This window comes from Rhizobium sp. 18055 (assembly GCF_902706285.1).
In the GTDB taxonomy this organism is placed as follows: domain Bacteria; phylum Pseudomonadota; class Alphaproteobacteria; order Rhizobiales; family Rhizobiaceae; genus Rhizobium.
The window spans coordinates 69552-85191 of sequence record NZ_CACSKD010000003.1 but is presented as its reverse complement, the minus strand read 5'-3'; the positions used below and the strand labels follow the sequence as shown (position 1 = coordinate 85191).

At 62.4% G+C, this 15640-nt stretch carries 17 protein-coding genes; 4 read left to right on the top strand and 13 right to left on the bottom strand.

Annotation, left to right across the window (positions count from 1 at the left end; translation table 11 throughout):
• Positions 1-7 precede the first annotated feature (7 nt).
• Together GVL52_RS06615 and GVL52_RS06610 are read right to left on the bottom strand one after the other, a co-directional pair.
• Entirely contained in the window at positions 8-316 is a 309-nt protein-coding gene (locus GVL52_RS06615; RefSeq protein WP_160005091.1) for a Dabb family protein, read from the bottom strand.
• Positions 317-550: 234 nt separating this feature from the next.
• A complete protein-coding gene (locus GVL52_RS06610) occupies positions 551-2437 on the bottom strand; it encodes a methyl-accepting chemotaxis protein (protein ID WP_160005089.1) in 1887 nt (628 codons plus the stop codon).
• A 316-nt stretch (positions 2438-2753) separates the two neighbouring features.
• Here GVL52_RS06610 and fdhA point away from each other — a divergent pair, with 316 nt between their 5' ends.
• Positions 2754-3944 (top strand): formaldehyde dehydrogenase, glutathione-independent, encoded by a 1191-nt coding sequence (gene fdhA / locus GVL52_RS06605; RefSeq protein ID WP_160005087.1) that lies wholly within the window; start codon positions 2754-2756, stop codon positions 3942-3944.
• A 158-nt stretch (positions 3945-4102) separates the two neighbouring features.
• On the opposite strand, the gene GVL52_RS06600 is transcribed toward fdhA, so the two are convergent.
• The 6 genes from GVL52_RS06600 to GVL52_RS06575 all read right to left on the bottom strand — a co-directional run bounded on the left by GVL52_RS06600 (position 4103) and on the right by GVL52_RS06575 (position 8303).
• Positions 4103-4399: a YkgJ family cysteine cluster protein gene (locus GVL52_RS06600; RefSeq protein WP_160005085.1), complete on the bottom strand. Its 297-nt coding sequence runs from the start codon at positions 4397-4399 to the stop codon at positions 4103-4105.
• Between the two features lie 70 nt (positions 4400-4469).
• A complete protein-coding gene (rnhA, locus tag GVL52_RS06595; RefSeq protein WP_160005083.1) occupies positions 4470-4910 on the bottom strand; it encodes a ribonuclease HI in 441 nt (146 codons plus the stop codon).
• Complete coding sequence (locus tag GVL52_RS06590) at positions 4907-5872, bottom strand: homoserine kinase (protein ID WP_160005081.1); 966 nt, start codon at positions 5870-5872, stop codon at positions 4907-4909. Before GVL52_RS06590 ends, rnhA begins: the two co-directional genes overlap by 4 nt.
• Positions 5873-6074: 202 nt before the next feature.
• Positions 6075-7079, bottom strand: coding sequence for a 4-hydroxy-3-methylbut-2-enyl diphosphate reductase (gene ispH, locus GVL52_RS06585; RefSeq protein ID WP_160005079.1), 1005 nt, complete (start codon positions 7077-7079; stop codon positions 6075-6077).
• Positions 7080-7141: 62 nt separating this feature from the next.
• A complete protein-coding gene (locus tag GVL52_RS06580) occupies positions 7142-7951 on the bottom strand; it encodes an SURF1 family protein (protein WP_160005077.1) in 810 nt (269 codons plus the stop codon).
• Positions 7920-8303, bottom strand: coding sequence for a DUF983 domain-containing protein (locus GVL52_RS06575; RefSeq protein WP_160005075.1), 384 nt, complete (start codon positions 8301-8303; stop codon positions 7920-7922). The genes GVL52_RS06580 and GVL52_RS06575 overlap by 32 nt, the downstream gene beginning before the upstream one ends.
• A 133-nt stretch (positions 8304-8436) precedes the next feature.
• On the opposite strand from GVL52_RS06575, the gene GVL52_RS06570 reads away from it, so the two are divergent.
• The 3 genes from GVL52_RS06570 (at position 8437) to GVL52_RS06560 (ending at position 11140) form a co-directional block, all read left to right on the top strand.
• Positions 8437-9078 carry a chloramphenicol phosphotransferase CPT family protein gene (locus GVL52_RS06570; protein ID WP_160005073.1) on the top strand — a complete coding sequence of 214 codons (642 nt, stop codon included), beginning with the start codon at positions 8437-8439 and terminating at the stop codon, positions 9076-9078.
• Positions 9079-9226: 148 nt separating this feature from the next.
• A complete protein-coding gene (locus GVL52_RS06565) occupies positions 9227-10756 on the top strand; it encodes a sensor histidine kinase (protein ID WP_160005071.1) in 1530 nt (509 codons plus the stop codon).
• A gap of 18 nt (positions 10757-10774) precedes the next feature.
• Positions 10775-11140 carry a response regulator gene (locus tag GVL52_RS06560; protein ID WP_160005069.1) on the top strand — a complete coding sequence of 122 codons (366 nt, stop codon included), beginning with the start codon at positions 10775-10777 and terminating at the stop codon, positions 11138-11140.
• A gap of 88 nt (positions 11141-11228) precedes the next feature.
• On the opposite strand, the gene GVL52_RS06555 is transcribed toward GVL52_RS06560, so the two are convergent.
• The 5 genes from GVL52_RS06555 to ctaD all read right to left on the bottom strand — a co-directional run bounded on the left by GVL52_RS06555 (position 11229) and on the right by ctaD (position 15639).
• On the bottom strand, positions 11229-12107 hold the full coding sequence (locus GVL52_RS06555) for a cytochrome c oxidase subunit 3 (protein WP_160005067.1): 879 nt from the start codon (positions 12105-12107) through the stop codon (positions 11229-11231).
• Between the two features lie 59 nt (positions 12108-12166).
• Positions 12167-12772 (bottom strand): cytochrome c oxidase assembly protein, encoded by a 606-nt coding sequence (locus GVL52_RS06550; protein ID WP_160005065.1) that lies wholly within the window; start codon positions 12770-12772, stop codon positions 12167-12169.
• A 1-nt stretch (position 12773) separates the two neighbouring features.
• Positions 12774-12914, bottom strand: coding sequence for a hypothetical protein (locus tag GVL52_RS06545; RefSeq protein ID WP_160005063.1), 141 nt, complete (start codon positions 12912-12914; stop codon positions 12774-12776).
• Entirely contained in the window at positions 12911-13867 is a 957-nt protein-coding gene (gene cyoE / locus GVL52_RS06540) for a heme o synthase (protein ID WP_160005061.1), read from the bottom strand. Before cyoE ends, GVL52_RS06545 begins: the two co-directional genes overlap by 4 nt.
• Positions 13868-13935: 68 nt before the next feature.
• The gene (gene ctaD, locus GVL52_RS06535) at positions 13936-15639 is read right to left on the bottom strand and encodes a cytochrome c oxidase subunit I (protein WP_160005059.1); all 1704 of its coding nucleotides are present in this window, start codon (positions 15637-15639) and stop codon (positions 13936-13938) included.
• Between the last annotated feature and the right edge of the window lies 1 nt (position 15640).

The window sequence follows — 15640 nt, the reverse complement described above, 5'->3', positions numbered from 1 at the left end:
CTGCGGGTTATACCTGCAGGTCGAAGACGATCAGGCCGCCGAGACCGCCATCCAGCGACGAGACGATGCGCTCGCCGACGGCGACGTGATCGGGATGGACGAGGTAGGCATCGCGGGCCTCGGGGCTCTCGAAGGTGACGGCAAAGCCGTCGACGTAGCCGGCGTGCAGGCCTTCCGGCGAGACGTTCGGGCCGTATTTGATATCGAGAATTCCCGGGATCACCTGCTTCAGCGCGACGATCGATTCGAACAGGGATTGCTTTTCTTCGCCCGTTACAGCGGCTTTCAACCGCATCAGCACCGAGTGCAGGATCATATGGTAGCCTCCCTGATGATATTGTCGGCACAATAGCGGGAAAGCAGCGGCGGGCAAGATGCAAAGATCCGGCTGTCATCCGTCAAGCCGGGTTGATGTCGCGCCGCGGCCTCGCGCAGCACTTCGGGCGTCTCGGCGCCGTCGCCTATCCACCATCATGACAGACAAAAAAAGGCGCAGCCGAAGCATATGTCCGGCTGCGCCTTGTCAACAGTCTCGTCGCGGGAAGCCTGATCAGGCGGCGGAGCGACCGCCAAAGGACGAGGCGACCCTTTGCCCCAGCGCGCGCGCCGGCGAGCGAACCGGGCGGGCTGCGGAGGTTGCCGTTGCGACCGCAGCGGCGCGATGATCAAGCTTGAACTGGGCAAGCAGATCGATCAGCGTTGCCGCCTGCGTGGCAAGAGCGTAGCTGGCAGCCGTGGTCTGCTCGACCATCGCCGCGTTCTGCTGGGTGCCCTGGTCCATCGTGTTGACGGCCGTGTTGATCTCCGAAAGGCCGGTGGATTGCTCCCTGGAGGAGAGAACGATCGATTCGACGTTGCGGTTGATCTCCTGGACCTCGGCGACGATATCCTCGAGCGCCTTGCCGGTGCGACCGACGAGATCGACGCCGCCGCGCACCTGGTCGCCCGATTTGGTGATCAGCTGCTTGATTTCCTTGGCCGCGTTTGCCGAGCGCTGCGCCAGTTCACGCACCTCCTGGGCAACGACGGCAAAACCCTTGCCCGCTTCGCCCGCACGGGCTGCCTCGACGCCGGCATTCAGCGCCAGGAGATTGGTCTGGAAGGCGATGTCGTCGATCACACCGATGATGTTCGAGATCTGGCTCGACGACTGCTCGATCTCCTGCATTGCGGCCACCGCGTCGCGAACGATCTCGCCGGACCGCTCGGCGCCGGCTTGCGTGCGCTTCACCAGATTTCCGGCTTCACCGGCGCGTGTCGCCGAATCCTTGACTGCCGTGGTGACCTGCTCCAATGCCGCGGCCGTCTCTTCCACCGAGGCTGCCTGTTGTTCGGTGCGCTTGGAAAGATCGTCAGCCGAGGATTTGATCTCGCTGGCGCCGGCATCGATCATCCTGGCATTCTCGCCGACCGAGCGCAGCGTGTCCTGCAAGCGATCGATCGATTCGTTGTAGCTCAGGCGCAGCCCGTCGAGCTGGCCGGCAAAGGCGGTTTCGAGACGATAGGTCATGTCGCCATCGGACAGACGCTGCAAGCCGAGGCCGAGGCCATCGACAGCGAAGCGGACGTCTTCCGCTTCGCGGGCCTTCTGCTCTTCATGGGCGATGCGTTCGCTCTCGCTCAGGCTGCGATTGGCTTCGGTCTCACGCTCCAGCCGTTCGCGCTCCAAGGCGTTGCTGCGGAAGATCGCGACCGCCGCGGCCATCTCGCCGATCTCGTCGCGGCGTGCGCCGTGGGGAATTTCATGGGTGTTGTCGCCTGCGGCGAGCTTGTTCATCGATGTGGTGATGTCGCTGATCGGGCGGGCAACACGGACGAAGGAGATGAAAGCAGCGATGATGGCAAGGACGGCAGCAATGGCAACGGCGATGATCGTTGACGCTCTCGCAAAGCTGATGACATCCGCCGAAATCGCGATCGACCTGGTCGCCAGATCGTTGTTGTTGTTGACCATACCAACGATGATGCTGCTGGCCTCGGCGCTGATCGGGTCCATGTTGGCAACCATGAAGGGCTTCAGGCTGGCCTGATCGCCGGCGAGCGCCATCTTTGCGATGGTAGCGCCGAAATCGTCATAGGCCCTGAAGCCCCGCTTCAACTTATCGACCTTGGCACCGGTGGCCGGGAGCGTGACGCGAGTTTCGAAGGAGGTCAGCGCTTCGTCGCGAACAGCGCGTATGTTTTCCAGCGATGTCTGCAACTTTGCGATTTCCTGCGGACCGGCGGCGGAAAGCATGGCGGTGATATCGCGGCGCTGGTCGCCGAAGCTGTTATCAAGCGCGGCCAGGAAGCCGTTGCCGGTCATCTTCCGGGCCATGGCCTGCGACTCGACGTCGAGATTGGAAATCGAGTTGAGGGCCAACGCACCCTGGATAACGCCCAGAACGACGACGCATCCAAATAGCGCCGGTATCATTGTCCTGATCTTCAAATTCATTGTCTTAAACCCTGCTCATTGTTCAATATCTGCTTCTTCGGTCCTCCCCATCCGATGGGCCCTTTTGACGAAAGCCCATTTACGAAACCTTTATCGGGTGCTCGTTGCGGCGAAATGTAGCATCAGATGGCACATCGAAGACGCCGTGGGGCGGGGACCCTGGAGGAGAAAAAGCGGGCAGGCCGCGGCCATTTCGGATGATGAAACCGTCGCAAACGGAACGACAGTGGCGGCTTTCTGGTCTAAGCTTGCATCAACGACTGCGTGCGGAGAGGAGCCCGCGCAGCCGGCAGCATTTTCAACGGAGGAGATGAAAATGAGCAAGAACCGTGGCGTCGTCTATATGCGACCCGGCAAGGTTGAAATCCATGACATCGATGATCCGAAGCTCGAGGCCCCGGACGGGCGCCGGATCGAGCATGGGGTGATCCTGAAGGTGATCTCGACCAATATCTGCGGATCGGACCAGCATATGGTGCGCGGCCGCACCTCGGCGATGCCGGGTCTTGTTCTCGGCCACGAAATCACCGGCCAGATCATCGAGAAGGGCATCGATGTCGAGATGCTCGAGGTCGGCGATATCGTCTCGGTGCCGTTCAACGTTGCCTGCGGGCGCTGCCGCTGCTGCAAGGCGCAGGACACCGGTGTGTGCCTCACCGTCAACCCGTCGCGCGCCGGCGGCGCCTACGGCTATGTCGACATGGGCGGCTGGATCGGCGGGCAGGCCCGCTACGTCACCATTCCCTATGCCGACTTCAATCTTCTGAAATTCCCGGACCGTGACCGGGCGATGGAAAAGATCCGCGACCTCACCATGCTCTCCGACATCCTGCCGACCGGCTTCCATGGCGCCGTGCGCGCCGGCGTCGGGGTCGGCTCGACCGTCTATGTCGCCGGTGCCGGTCCGGTCGGACTTGCAGCGGCTGCCTCCGCCCGCATCCTCGGTGCCGCGGTGGTGATGATCGGCGACTTCAACAAGGATCGTCTGGCGCATGCGGCCCGCGTCGGCTTCGAGCCGATCGATCTGTCGCAAAGCGACCGGTTGGGCGACATGATCGCCCAGGTGACCGGCAGCAACGAGGTGGACAGCGCCATCGACGCCGTTGGCTTCGAGGCACGCGGGCATGGCGGCGGCGAACAGCCGGCGATCGTGCTGAACCAGATGATGGACATCACCCGCGCCGCCGGCTCGATCGGCATCCCCGGCCTCTACGTCACCGAAGATCCGGGCGCCGTCGACAATGCCGCCAAGAGCGGCAACCTGTCGCTGCGCTTCGGGCTCGGCTGGGCCAAGGCGCAGTCGTTCCACACCGGCCAGACGCCGGTGCTGAAGTATAACAGGCAGCTGATGCAGGCGATCCTGCACGACCGGCTGCCGATCGCCGATATCGTCAACGCCAAGGTGATCCCGCTCGAAGAGGCCGTGCAGGGCTATGAGAGCTTCGATCATGGCGCGGCGACCAAGTTCGTGCTCGACCCGCATGGGGATGTGGCGAAGGCTGCCTGAGTTCGAGTGATCCCAAGCGAAGCGCGGCGGGTGCACGTGGCATCCGTCGCGTTTTTGTTTGGGTGACATTGGATTGACAGCAGGGTTCGAGATTGATTCAGAGGCCGGCGCCATCTGTTTGCTTCTACGCGATATTGCAGCGCGTGAGCCGGCACGGCCTACAGGCTGAAACCGTATGCCGCGCGGGCTTCCAGGCAGGCGCCGTCGCCGGGCATGCAGGCGCGACAGATATCCGGCCTGATATCGTAGACCGTGCACGCGGTGCTGACGCCGACGCTGCCCGACAGCGCGGCGCAGCGATCGCCGTAGCAGCGCATGCCCTGCTCGTCTTCGGCCACCAGATGCCGGGGCAGTTCGTCCAGCTCCTCGTCGGTCTCGGTCGAGAACCGCGGCCAGCTGGCGTTATAGGCGCAGCAGGCGCCGCAACTCTGACAATCGAAATCAACGGAGATCATGAGGCGTTCTCTGGTTTCCAAGGGTCGTGCGGCACACCGTGCTCCACGACTATGTCCGATTTACCACCGGCTACCGCTTCTTGAACGGCTCCATGCCCTTGCGGGCGAGTTCGTCGGCGCGTTCGTTTTCCGGGTGGCCGGCGTGGCCCTTGACCCAGTGCCAGGTGACCTTGTGGCGCTGGTTGGCGACGTCGAGCGCCTGCCACAGTTCGCCGTTCTTCACCGGCTTCTTGTCGGCGGTCTTCCAGCCGTTCTTCTTCCAGCCGAAGATCCACTTGGAGATGCCGTCCATGACGTATTTGCTGTCGGTGTGGAGATCGACTTCGCAGGGGCTGGTGAGCGCCGTCAGGGCGGAGATCGCCGCCAGCAGTTCCATGCGGTTGTTCGTGGTGTCGGCCTCGCCGCCGCAGAGGTCCTTCTCGGTGTCGCCATAGCGTAGCACAGCGCCCCAGCCGCCGGGGCCGGGATTTCCGGAGCAGGCGCCATCGGTGTAGATATCGACGTGTTTCATAGGGTCAGTCCGTATTCGGCGGCAGAGTTGATCTGGCGGTGGAAGCGCAGCTTGCGCAGATATTCGAGCGGATCCTTCTTGGTGACCATGGCGCCTTCCGGCGTGGTCAGCCAGTCGTAGAGCCGGGTCAGGAAGAAGCGCAGCGCCGAGCCGCGGGCGAGGATCGGGAGTGCTGAGAGTTCCGCATCGCTGAGCGGGCGGACGCTGCGGTAGCCTTCGAGCATCGCCATGCCCTTGGTGATGTTGTAGGCGCCATCCTTCTCGAAGCACCAGGCATTGAGGATGATCGAGACGTCATAGGCGAGCAGGTCGTTGCAGGCGAAGTAGAAGTCGATCAGGCCGGAGAGATCGTCGCCGAGGAAGAAGACGTTGTCGGGGAAGAGGTCGGCGTGGATGACGCCGGATGGCAGGTCCTTCGGCCAGTGGGCGGCGAGGAAAGCGAGTTCGGTGCGGACTTCGCTCTGCAGGCCGGTCTCGACCTCGTCGGCGCGGGCTTCGGACTTGTCCCAGAGCTCCTGCCAGCCGTCGATCGACAGCGCATTCGGGCGGGTGAGTGCAAAGCCTTCGCCGGCGACGTGCATCTGCGCCAGCGCCTTGCCGACTTCGCGGCAATGCCTGGCTTCCGGCTTGCGCAGCCACATGCCTTCGAGGAAGGAGATCAGTGCTGCCGGCCGATCCGAGAGCGTGCCGAGCAGCGCGCCATCGTTGCGCGGCAGCGGCAGCGGGCAGGACAGGCCGCGGGCGGAGAGATGCTGCATCAGGCCGAGGAAGAACGGCAGATCGTTCTTCTCGACGCGCTTCTCGTAGAGCGTCAGGATCAGCGGCTCTCTTGAGGTGTGCAGCAGGAAGTTGGTGTTTTCGACGCCTTCGGCGATGCCCTTGTAGGAAGTCAGCGTGCCGGCATCATATTCCGTCAGGAACCACTTCAAATCGTCTTCGGAGATATCGGTGTAGACTGCCAAGGCGGGTTCTCACTGTGGGTTCGATGGACGGAAAGCGTCGGTCGTGTTTGGGGTATCCCCCTCTGCCTTGCCAGGCATCTCCCCCACAAGGGGGGAGATCGATCCGCGGTGAGGGTTTCCCCAAACAATTGATGTGACAGCGAGCGGTTGCCCCAGCCGATCTGGCAGGACAGAGGGGGATAGACCCACCCTCACCCGCTCACTACCCGTTCACGAACGCCATGTCGGCGGCGGTCAGCTCGATGCTGCGCAGTTCGCGGTTGACGAGGAAATGCTCGTTTTCCTGAACCGTCTCGGCCAGCTCGACACTCGCCTCGAAACGGGTGCGGAAGGCTTCGATGATCTCGTTGACGATGACTTCGGGGGCCGAGGCGCCGGCGGACAGGCCGAGCGTTCCGATCACGCCGATATCGTCCCAATCGAGCTCGGAGGCGCGCTGCACTAGGATCGACTTCTTCGCCCCTGCCCTGAGCGCCACTTCGACGAGGCGCTTGGAGTTGGATGAATTGGGGGCGCCGACGATGATGAACAGATCGCAGCCGGGCGCCGCCTGCTTGACGACTTCCTGGCGGTTGGTGGTGGCGTAGCAGATCGAATCGGCGGCCGGTGCCGTCAGGTTGGGGAAGCGCTCGTGCAGGCGGGCGATGACGCCGGCGGTGTCGTCGACCGACAGTGTCGTCTGCGTGACGTAGCCGAGATTGTCGGGATCTTCAGGCTGGTAGACATCGACGTCGGCGATGGTCTCGACCAGCGAGACGGTGCCCTCGGGCAGCTGGCCCATGGTGCCGATCACCTCGGGATGGCCGGCATGGCCGATCAGCACGACATGGCGGCCGAGCTTGTTGTGGCGCATCGCCTGCTTGTGGACCTTGGAGACCAGCGGACATGTGGCGTCGAGATAGAACAGGTTGCGGTTGGTCGCATCCTCGGGAACCGATTTCGGCACGCCGTGGGCGGAAAACACCACCGGCTGGGCGCGGTGCTCTTCCGGGATCTCGTTCAACTCCTCGACGAAGACGGCGCCCTTGGCTTCCAGACCTTCGACGACATAGCGGTTATGGACGATTTCGTGCCTGACATAGACGGGCGCGCCATAGGATTTCAGCGCCAGGACGACGATCTGGATGGCGCGGTCAACGCCGGCGCAAAAGCCGCGCGGCCCGCAGAGGCGGATCGTCAGTGGTGGTTTTGAAACGGCAATATTCATGTCTGTTCCGGTTTGTGCAGATAGGCGTCTCTAGCCCAATATGGGCAAGAATTGAAGCGATACTATTGCGCAGGTGGGTTGCCGCGCTTGCGCAGCGCCGCGACCAGCACGATCACGACAAGCGTGGCGGCCAATCCGTACCAGGTGAAGGCATATTGCAGGTGGTTGTTCGGCAGGTCGATTTCGGTGACGCCGCCGATCGGCATGCCCTTGGGATTGGGCGTGTCGTCGGCATCGACGAAGAAGGGCACGACGGAGGCCTTTTCCAGACCGGTGCTCGACGCCATGACGTCGAGATCCTTCCAGTAGAAGATGTTCTTGGCGATGTCGTTGTCGGGCACCACCCAGGACGGCTTGCCGGGAAGTTTGGCGCGGGCAAGGCCGGTGACGGTCTGCTGATCGGTCAGCTGTCCCTGCATGCGCATTTCCGGTTCCTTGTTGTCGAAAGGAACAAAGCCGCGGTTGACGAACAGGTCGCGGCCGTCTGCCAGCTGCAGCGGGGTGTAGATGTAATAGCCGGTCCGGCCACGCCAGGTGGCGAAGAAGTGGCGCTCGCGGCTGTTGTCGTAGACGCCTGACGCCGTCACCCGCCGGTATTCGATATCGGTGCCGCTGGCGGCCATCGCCTCGATATCGGCGAGCGGCACCGGGGGCTTGGCCAGGCGCTCGGCGATGTCGGCGAGCAGCCCTTCCTTCCAGTGCAGCCGCTCGACCTGCCAGGTGCCGAGCGTGATCAGAATGGCGAGCGCGATCAGCACGGCGATGGCGGTCAGGATCGGCAGCTTGCGGCGGGGCGTTTGAGGTTGGGCGTGACCTTGGGCTTGGGCGTGGGTTTCGGCATCAATCACGGGACAGGCGTCCTTCGCTGGCATTGTGGCGATACTGCATGGCGATGAGGATGCCCTTGCACCAGCGCAGCGCCACGAGCGAAAGAATGATCGTCAGCGGCGCGAACAGCAGGATGTGCAGCCAGATCGGCGGTGCATAATTCACCTCAAGCCACAGCACCGAGCCGATGACGATAAAGCCGACGATGAGGATGACGAAGACAGCGGGACCGTCGCCTGCATCGGCAAAGGCGTAATCCAGGCCGCAGGCGGCGCAGTGCGGCTTCAGCCCCAGCAAGCCATTGAAAAGCTTGCCCTGGCCGCAGCGCGGGCAACAGCCTCGAATGCCTGTCCTGACGGGATCGACAGGTGGGAAATGCGCGCTGTCCTCGTTCATGCTATCCTCCTCCACAGGCTGTGGCTTACGGGAAGCCTGCCTTAAGTCACCCATAATCTATCCGCAGTACGAAAGGAAACACCTGCGCGATATCGCCTCACCGATTCGCGCCAAAACAAAAAGAAGACATGAAATGACCGAGGAAACCCTGGCCGCGCAGATCGTCATTCTGAACGGCGCACCGCGAAGCGGGAAATCATCGATCGCAAAGGCTATTCAGGACCAGTTCGACGGTCCGTGGATGAACCTCGGCGTCGATGCCTATAATGCCATGACACCGGAGCGCTATCTGCCGGGCATCGGGCTTCGGCCGGGCGGAGAACGCCCCGATCTCGAAAACATCGTGCCGTTTCTCTATGCGGCACTCTACGAGTCGATCGCCGTCCATGTCGGGCTCGGGCTCAATGTCGTCGCCGATTTCGGCCATCACGATTTCTACTCGCAGCCGCTGGGCATCCTCGCCGACTGCGCGCGACGGCTCGAGGGCTTTCCGGTGCTGTTCGTCGGCGTGCACTGCCCGCTTGATCTCGTGATGCAGCGCCGGGAGATCCGCATGCCGGGCCGCGAGGGACTTTACGAGCGCGGCAGCGCCGAAGACCCGATCCCTGATGCCGTGCAGCGCTGGCAGGAGCATGTGCACCAGCCGGGAATCTACGATCTGCAGCTCGACACCTCGCTGCTGACCCCGCTGGAATGCGCAGAAGCGATCCGCCAGCGGCTCGATCTCGGTATTCCCCAGCCGTCCGCCTTCGAGCGCATCGCCGAGGCGCGCTGAGGCCGCGTGCCGGTGTCTCGTAAAGGCCTGGAAATACAGTCCTGGCAGGCATGTGGATTTATCGGTTGCTCGCCCTACTTGGTAGGAATGTTCGCAGGGAAATGCGAACATTCGCCGCATCTACGATTTGACGAGCAAAGAGCGTTACGTGCAGCCTCCGGATCTTGCGTTCAGCCAACAGCGACTTTCAGCCCTCGACCTCTACAACATCCTCGACACGCCAGCGGAGCCTGGCTTCGATGACGTCGTGTTGCTGGCAACGCAGATCTGCGCGACGCCGGTGGCGCTGGTCAGCCTGGTGGCGAACGGCAGGCAGTGGTTCAAGGCAAGGATCGGCTTCGAGCCCTGCGAAACGGATCTCGACCGGTCCGTCTGCGCCCATGCGCTGGTCGAGCCGGATCTGCTGGTCATTACCGATCTGACGAAGGACGACAGGACAAGGGAAAACCCGCTGGTGACAGGCGAACCGCATATCCGCTTCTATGCCGGAGCGCCGCTGCGCACTCCTGATGGCGCGGTGATCGGCAGCCTCTGCGTGATCGATAGTGTTCCGCGCCCGGAAGGGTTGACGGAGGTGCAGGCAAGCGGTCTCAGGAACCTGTCCCGGCAGGTGATGAGCCAGCTCGAGTTGCGACGCGCGCTGGCCGACCGGGACGCGGCGCTTGCCTCTCAGCGCGCCTATCAGTTGCGCAGGGACCAGAGCGAGCAGCAGTATCGGGTCCTGTTCGAGGCGATCGAGGACGGGTTCTGCATCGTCGAGATGAAATTCGAGGGCGACCGGGCCGTCGATTACCGCTTTGCCGAAATCAATCCGGCCTTCGCCAGCCAGACCGGGCTTGTCGATGCGCATGGAAAATGGATGCGCGAGCTGGCGCCCGATCACGAAGATCACTGGTTTTCCATCTACGGCAATGTGGCGCGCACAGGAGAGCCGATCCGCTTCGAGCACTATGCCAACGAGCTCGGCGAGCGCTGGTTCGACGTCCACGCCTTCCGGGTCGGTGATCCGCTGGCGAACCGGGTGGCAATCCTCTTCAACGACAAGACGGATCGCAAGGCAACGGAGGCGATGCAGAAGCGCGCCGAAGATGCCCAGGAGGTGCTCAATCAGGAGCTCAGCCACCGGATGAAGAACACCTTCGCCATGGTGCAGGCGATCGCCACGCAGACGCTTCGTTCCGTGGAGGATCGCGGGCCGGTCGATGCGTTCACCCAGCGCCTGCATGCGCTATCGGCAGCCCATGACGTCCTGCTCAGGGGCAGCTGGACAGCAGCCGATTTCGACGATGTCGTCGAAACCGTGTTGTCGGCCTTGTCCGACCCTGAACGGTTCGAGGTGTCGGGTCCGGCAATCCAGCTCGGAGCGCGGGCAGCGCTTTCCGTGTCGCTGCTGCTGCATGAACTGGCGACCAATGCGCTGAAATACGGCGCGCTTTCCGTCGAGACCGGCCGCATCACTGTCACCTGGGACATCGCCGGTCATGGCGAGGACGCCGAACTGATCATGTATTGGCACGAGCGCGGCGGACCACCGGCGCGCGAGCCCGAAAGCAAGGGCTTCGGCTCGAAGTTGATTAACATGGGCCTGGTTGGAACGGGTGGCGTTGCGCTTCGTTACCTTCCATCAGGCTTCGAAGGCCAGTTCAACGCACCGCTCGCCCAGGTGCAGCATTCCTAGGGCGACGGGGAGTACGAGATGAAATCCGCAAAACAGGTCGTCCTTGTCGTCGAGGATGAACCGCTCCTCAGAATGGCAGCGGTCGATATGATCGAGACCGCTGGTTTCACCGTGGTCGAGGCTGCGGATGCCACACAGGCGGTGGAGATACTCGAAAGCCGACCGGACATCCGCATCGTCTTCACCGATATCGACATGCCCAGGGGCATGGACGGTATGACGCTGGCGGCACTGATCCGTGACCGCTGGCCGCCGATCCAGATCATCATCACCTCCGGCCACCTCAACCCACCCGCCAGCCACCTCCCCGCCGACAGCGTGTTCTTCTCGAAGCCCTACCGGGAGATGGAAGTGCTGGCGACGATCCGGCGGATGGCGGTGTAACGGGGGGTGGTTTGGAGCAAAGCTCGCGGTCCTTTCCACAAACAATCAGGGGCGCCGAAGCGCCCCTTTTCTCATTCGTAGACCCCGATCACCCCGCCGCGAGCGGTGCGCCCCAGCCGCCCCAGACGTAGATGCTGAAGAACAGGAAGAGCCAGACGACGTCGACGAAGTGCCAGTACCAGGCGGCGGCTTCGAAGCCGAAGTGCTGCTTGGGGGTGAAGTCGCCGCGCATCGCACGGATCAGGCAGACCAGCAGGAAAATGGTGCCGATCAACACGTGGAAGCCGTGGAAGCCGGTGGCCATGAAGAAGGTGGCACCGTAGATCGAGTTCTTGAAGGCGAACGGCGCGTGGGCGTATTCGTAGGCCTGGACGCTGGAGAACAGCACGCCGAGGATAACCGTCAGCGTCAGACCCTGGATCAGGCCCTTGCGGTCGTTGTGCAGCAGCGCGTGGTGGGCCCAGGTGACCGTGGTGCCTGACAGAAGCAGGATGACGGTGTTGTAGATCGGCAGGTGCCAGGGATCGAGCACCTCGATGCCCTTCGGCGGCCACTGGCCACCGGTGAAGGCGACGCGCGAGGCCTGGATAGCTTCGTGCGGATAGAGGCTGGCGTCGAAATAGGCCCAGAACCAGGCGACGAAGAACATCACTTCGGAAGCGATGAACATGATCATGCCGTAGCGCAGGTGCAGCGACACGACGCGTGTGTGGGCGCCCTCATTGGCTTCCTTGACGGTATCGGCCCACCAGCCGAACATCACATAGAGAACGACCGCAAGACCGATGAAAAACAGCCAGGGATGAGCCCATTCGATGCCGAAGATGTGCAGCGAGCCGCCATTGATATAGCGCATGAAGCCGACGCCGCCGAAGGCCATGAGGAAGGCGCCGATCGAGGCCAGCAGCGGCCACGGGCTCGGGTCGATGATGTGATAATCGTGATGTTTCTGATGCGCATCGGCCATGTAGACGTCCCCCAGATCTCTTCCTCTTCGTTCCGGCTTAGCCGCAAACGAACCCAGTATCAAAGTTTCTTTTCAAGCTTTCCCGTTCCATCCTCGCGCGACGCCACCGGCTTCGGCCCCTCCTTGGGATAGAAGGTGTAGGACAATGTGACCGTGTGGATATCCTTGGATTCCACGGCCTTGACGATATCCGCGTCGATATAGAAGACGACAGGCATTTCCAGCTTCTGACCCGGCTGCAGCACGGTTTCGTTGAAGCAGAAGCACTGGACCTTGTTGAAATAGACGCCGGCCTCTCCCGGTGTCACGTTGAACACGGCCTGGCCGCGCTGCGGCTGGTCGGACTTGTTGACCGCGGTGAAATTCACCTGGATCGTCTCGCCGATGCGCGGATTGACCTCGCGCTCGACCGGCTTGAACTCCCAGTCCAGTCCGGGCGCGACGTTGGCATCGAAGGTGACGCGCATCTTGCGGTCGAGGATGACCGTGGACGCCTGCTCGACGCGCTGCGTCGTGCCGTTGTAGCCGGTGACCTGACAGAAGATGCGGTAGAGCGGCACGGCAGCATAGCTTGCCGCCCCCATGCCGAAGACGAAGGCAAGGCACATGAAGACGACGGCGCCATTGTTGCGCGGCTTTCTCCGTGTGTCCCTGATATCGCTCATATCACGCGTGTCCCGAGGTGAACTTGACGATGGTGATGGCGTAGAAGATCACCACCAGGCCAGCCAGAACCAGCCCGAGCGCAACGTTGCGGTTGCGGCGGGACTTGCGCTGGGCGTCGGTGAGCTTGACGGTATCGATCAAAACCAGGCTCCCCAGTGGGCAACCATGAAGGCGGCCAGGCGGTCGAACATCAGCGCCGAGAAGATGGCGAAGAGATAGAAGATCGAATAGGCGAACAGCTTCTTGGCCGGAACCATCTTTTCGTCGCCATCCGGCATGCGCCAGCAAATGACCGACCAATAGACGAAGATGGCGCTGAGCAGGGCGGCGACGATGCCGTATCCGGTGCTGGCAAAGCCGAGATAGGTCGGGGCAACGGCGCTGAAAGCCGTCAGCACGGCATAGACGACGATCTGGTTCTTGGTGGTGCGCTCGCCGGAGACATTCGGCAGCATCGGCACGCCGACCGACTGGTAATCGCGCATCTTGAACAGTGCCAGCGCCCAGAAATGAGCTGGCGTCCAGAGGAAGATGATCAGGAACAGGACGGTGCTCTCGATGGTGATGCTGTCGGTGACGCAGGCCCAGCCGATCATCGGCGGGAAGGCACCGGCAGCGCCGCCGATGACGATGTTCTGCGGCGTCGAGCGCTTCAGCCACATGGTATAGACGACGGCGTAGAAGAAGATGGTGAAGGCGAGGATCGAGGCTGCGAGCCAGTTGACGGCGAGCCCGAGGATCGACACGGAAAAGCAGGATAGCACCAGACCGAAGGCCAGCGCTTCATTGGGGGCGATGCGGCCGTCGGGGATCGGGCGCTTGGCGGTGCGGGTCATGATCGCGTCGATATCGGCGTCATACCACATGTTGAGCGCACCCGAGGCGCCGGCGCCGACAGCGATGCAGAGGATGGCGATGATGCCGATGACCGGGTTGATATGGCCGGGGGCCACCACCAGGCCGGCAAATGCGGTGAACACCACCAGCGACATGACGCGCGGCTTCAGAAGCTCGAAATAATCGCGGGCGCTGGCTTCCGACAGGCGAAACTCGCCGTCGGTGGTGAGAGCTTTGTGATTGCTCATTGCTGTCATTATTCTGTCCTGCAAACTGGAAAGCGACCGCCACGCTCATTCGGCGGCGGTCGCGATATCTCGCATCCTTACTTGATGCGCGGGAGCTGTTCCCATTGGTGATAGGGCGGAGGCGACGAGAGCTGCCATTCGAGGGTCGTAGCACCCTCACCCCATGGATTGTCTCCGGCGACGCGCTTCTTGGCGAAGGCTTCGAAGACGCCGAAGAGGAAGATCAGAACACCGACCGCCGAGATGTAGGAGCCGATCGAGGACACGTAGTTCCAGCCGGCGAAAGCATCGGGGTAGTCGATATAGCGGCGCGGCATACCGGCGAGGCCGAGGAAGTGCTGCGGGAAGAACACCAGGTTGACACCGATGAACATGACCCAGAAGTGCAGCTTGCCGACGAACTCGTTGTACATGTAGCCGGTCATCTTCGGGAACCAGTAGTACCAGCCGGCGAAGATGGCGAAGACGGCGCCGAGCGACAGAACGTAGTGGAAGTGGGCCACGACGTAATAGGTGTCATGCAGTGAGCGGTCGAGGCCGGCATTGGCCAGCTGGACACCGGTGACGCCGCCAACGGTGAACAGGAAGATGAAGCCGATCGCCCAGACCATCGGCGTCGCGAAGGTGATCGAGCCACCCCACATCGTCGCGATCCAGGAGAAGATCTTCACGCCCGTCGGAACGGCGATGACCATGGTGGCGAACACGAAGTAGCGCTGCGCATCCAGCGAAAGGCCGACCGTGTACATGTGGTGAGCCCAGACGACGAAGCCGACGGCGCCGATCGCGACCATGGCGTAGGCCATGCCGAGATAGCCGAAGATCGGCTTCCTGGAGAAGGTCGAGATGATGTGGCTGACGATGCCGAAGCCGGGCAGGATCAGGATGTAGACTTCAGGGTGACCGAAGAACCAGAACAGGTGCTGGTAGAGGATCGGATCACCGCCACCTTCCGGCGAGAAGAACGACGTGCCGAAGTTGCGGTCGGTCAGAAGCATGGTGATGGCGCCCGCCAGAACCGGCAGCGACAAGAGCAGCAGGAAGGCGGTGATCAGCACCGACCAGGCAAACAGCGGCATCTTGTGCAGCGTCATGCCGGGTGCGCGCATGTTGAGGATGGTGGTGATGAAGTTGATCGCACCCAATATCGACGATGCACCGGCAATGTGGAGCGCGAAGATCGCCAGATCGACGGCCGGTCCGGGCGTGCCGACGGTCGACAGCGGCGGATACATGGTCCAGCCGCCACCGGCGCCGTAGGAGCCTGCAGGGCCTTCGACGAACATCGACATGATCAACAGCAGGAAGGCCGGAACGATCAGCCAGAACGAGATGTTGTTGAGGCGCGGGAATGCCATGTCAGGCGCGCCGATCATGATCGGCACCATCCAGTTGGCGAAGCCACCGATCATCGCCGGCATGACCATGAAGAAGATCATGATCAGCGCGTGGGCGGTGGTGAACATGTTGAACATCTGCTTGGCGCCATCGATGGCGGCGTCACCCTCGTAGCCATAGACCATGGTGGCCAGACCGTGGAAGATCTGGATGCCGGGCTCCTGCAGCTCCATGCGCATGGCAACCGACAGCGCGCCGCCGATGATGCCGGCGATGATCGCGAAGATCAAATAGAGCGTGCCGATGTCCTTGTGATTGGTCGAGAACAGCCAGCGATTGACGAAGCTCGGCTTGTGCGAGTGATCGTGGTGGTCGTCATTATCGTGGGCATGTGCGCCATGATCGTGATCATGCGAATGATCGTGTGCGGAAGGTCCAGCCATG

Bases quoted from the DNA above. Each gene is read 5' to 3' on its own strand.
- GVL52_RS06615 (WP_160005091.1), bottom strand. From the start codon at position 316: ATGATCCTGCACTCGGTGCTGATGCGGTTGAAAGCCGCTGTAACGGGC.
- GVL52_RS06610 (WP_160005089.1), bottom strand. From the start codon at position 2,437: ATGAATTTGAAGATCAGGACAATGATACCGGCGCTATTTGGATGCGTC.
- fdhA (WP_160005087.1), top strand. From the start codon at position 2,754: ATGAGCAAGAACCGTGGCGTCGTCTATATGCGACCCGGCAAGGTTGAA.
- GVL52_RS06600 (WP_160005085.1), bottom strand. From the start codon at position 4,399: ATGATCTCCGTTGATTTCGATTGTCAGAGTTGCGGCGCCTGCTGCGCC.
- rnhA (WP_160005083.1), bottom strand. From the start codon at position 4,910: ATGAAACACGTCGATATCTACACCGATGGCGCCTGCTCCGGAAATCCC.
- ispH (WP_160005079.1), bottom strand. From the start codon at position 7,079: ATGAATATTGCCGTTTCAAAACCACCACTGACGATCCGCCTCTGCGGG.
- GVL52_RS06580 (WP_160005077.1), bottom strand. From the start codon at position 7,951: ATGCCAGCGAAGGACGCCTGTCCCGTGATTGATGCCGAAACCCACGCC.
- GVL52_RS06575 (WP_160005075.1), bottom strand. From the start codon at position 8,303: ATGAACGAGGACAGCGCGCATTTCCCACCTGTCGATCCCGTCAGGACA.
- GVL52_RS06570 (WP_160005073.1), top strand. From the start codon at position 8,437: ATGACCGAGGAAACCCTGGCCGCGCAGATCGTCATTCTGAACGGCGCA.
- GVL52_RS06560 (WP_160005069.1), top strand. From the start codon at position 10,775: ATGAAATCCGCAAAACAGGTCGTCCTTGTCGTCGAGGATGAACCGCTC.
- GVL52_RS06555 (WP_160005067.1), bottom strand. From the start codon at position 12,107: ATGGCCGATGCGCATCAGAAACATCACGATTATCACATCATCGACCCG.
- GVL52_RS06550 (WP_160005065.1), bottom strand. From the start codon at position 12,772: ATGAGCGATATCAGGGACACACGGAGAAAGCCGCGCAACAATGGCGCC.
- cyoE (WP_160005061.1), bottom strand. From the start codon at position 13,867: ATGACAGCAATGAGCAATCACAAAGCTCTCACCACCGACGGCGAGTTT.
- ctaD (WP_160005059.1), bottom strand. From the start codon at position 15,639: ATGGCTGGACCTTCCGCACACGATCATTCGCATGATCACGATCATGGC.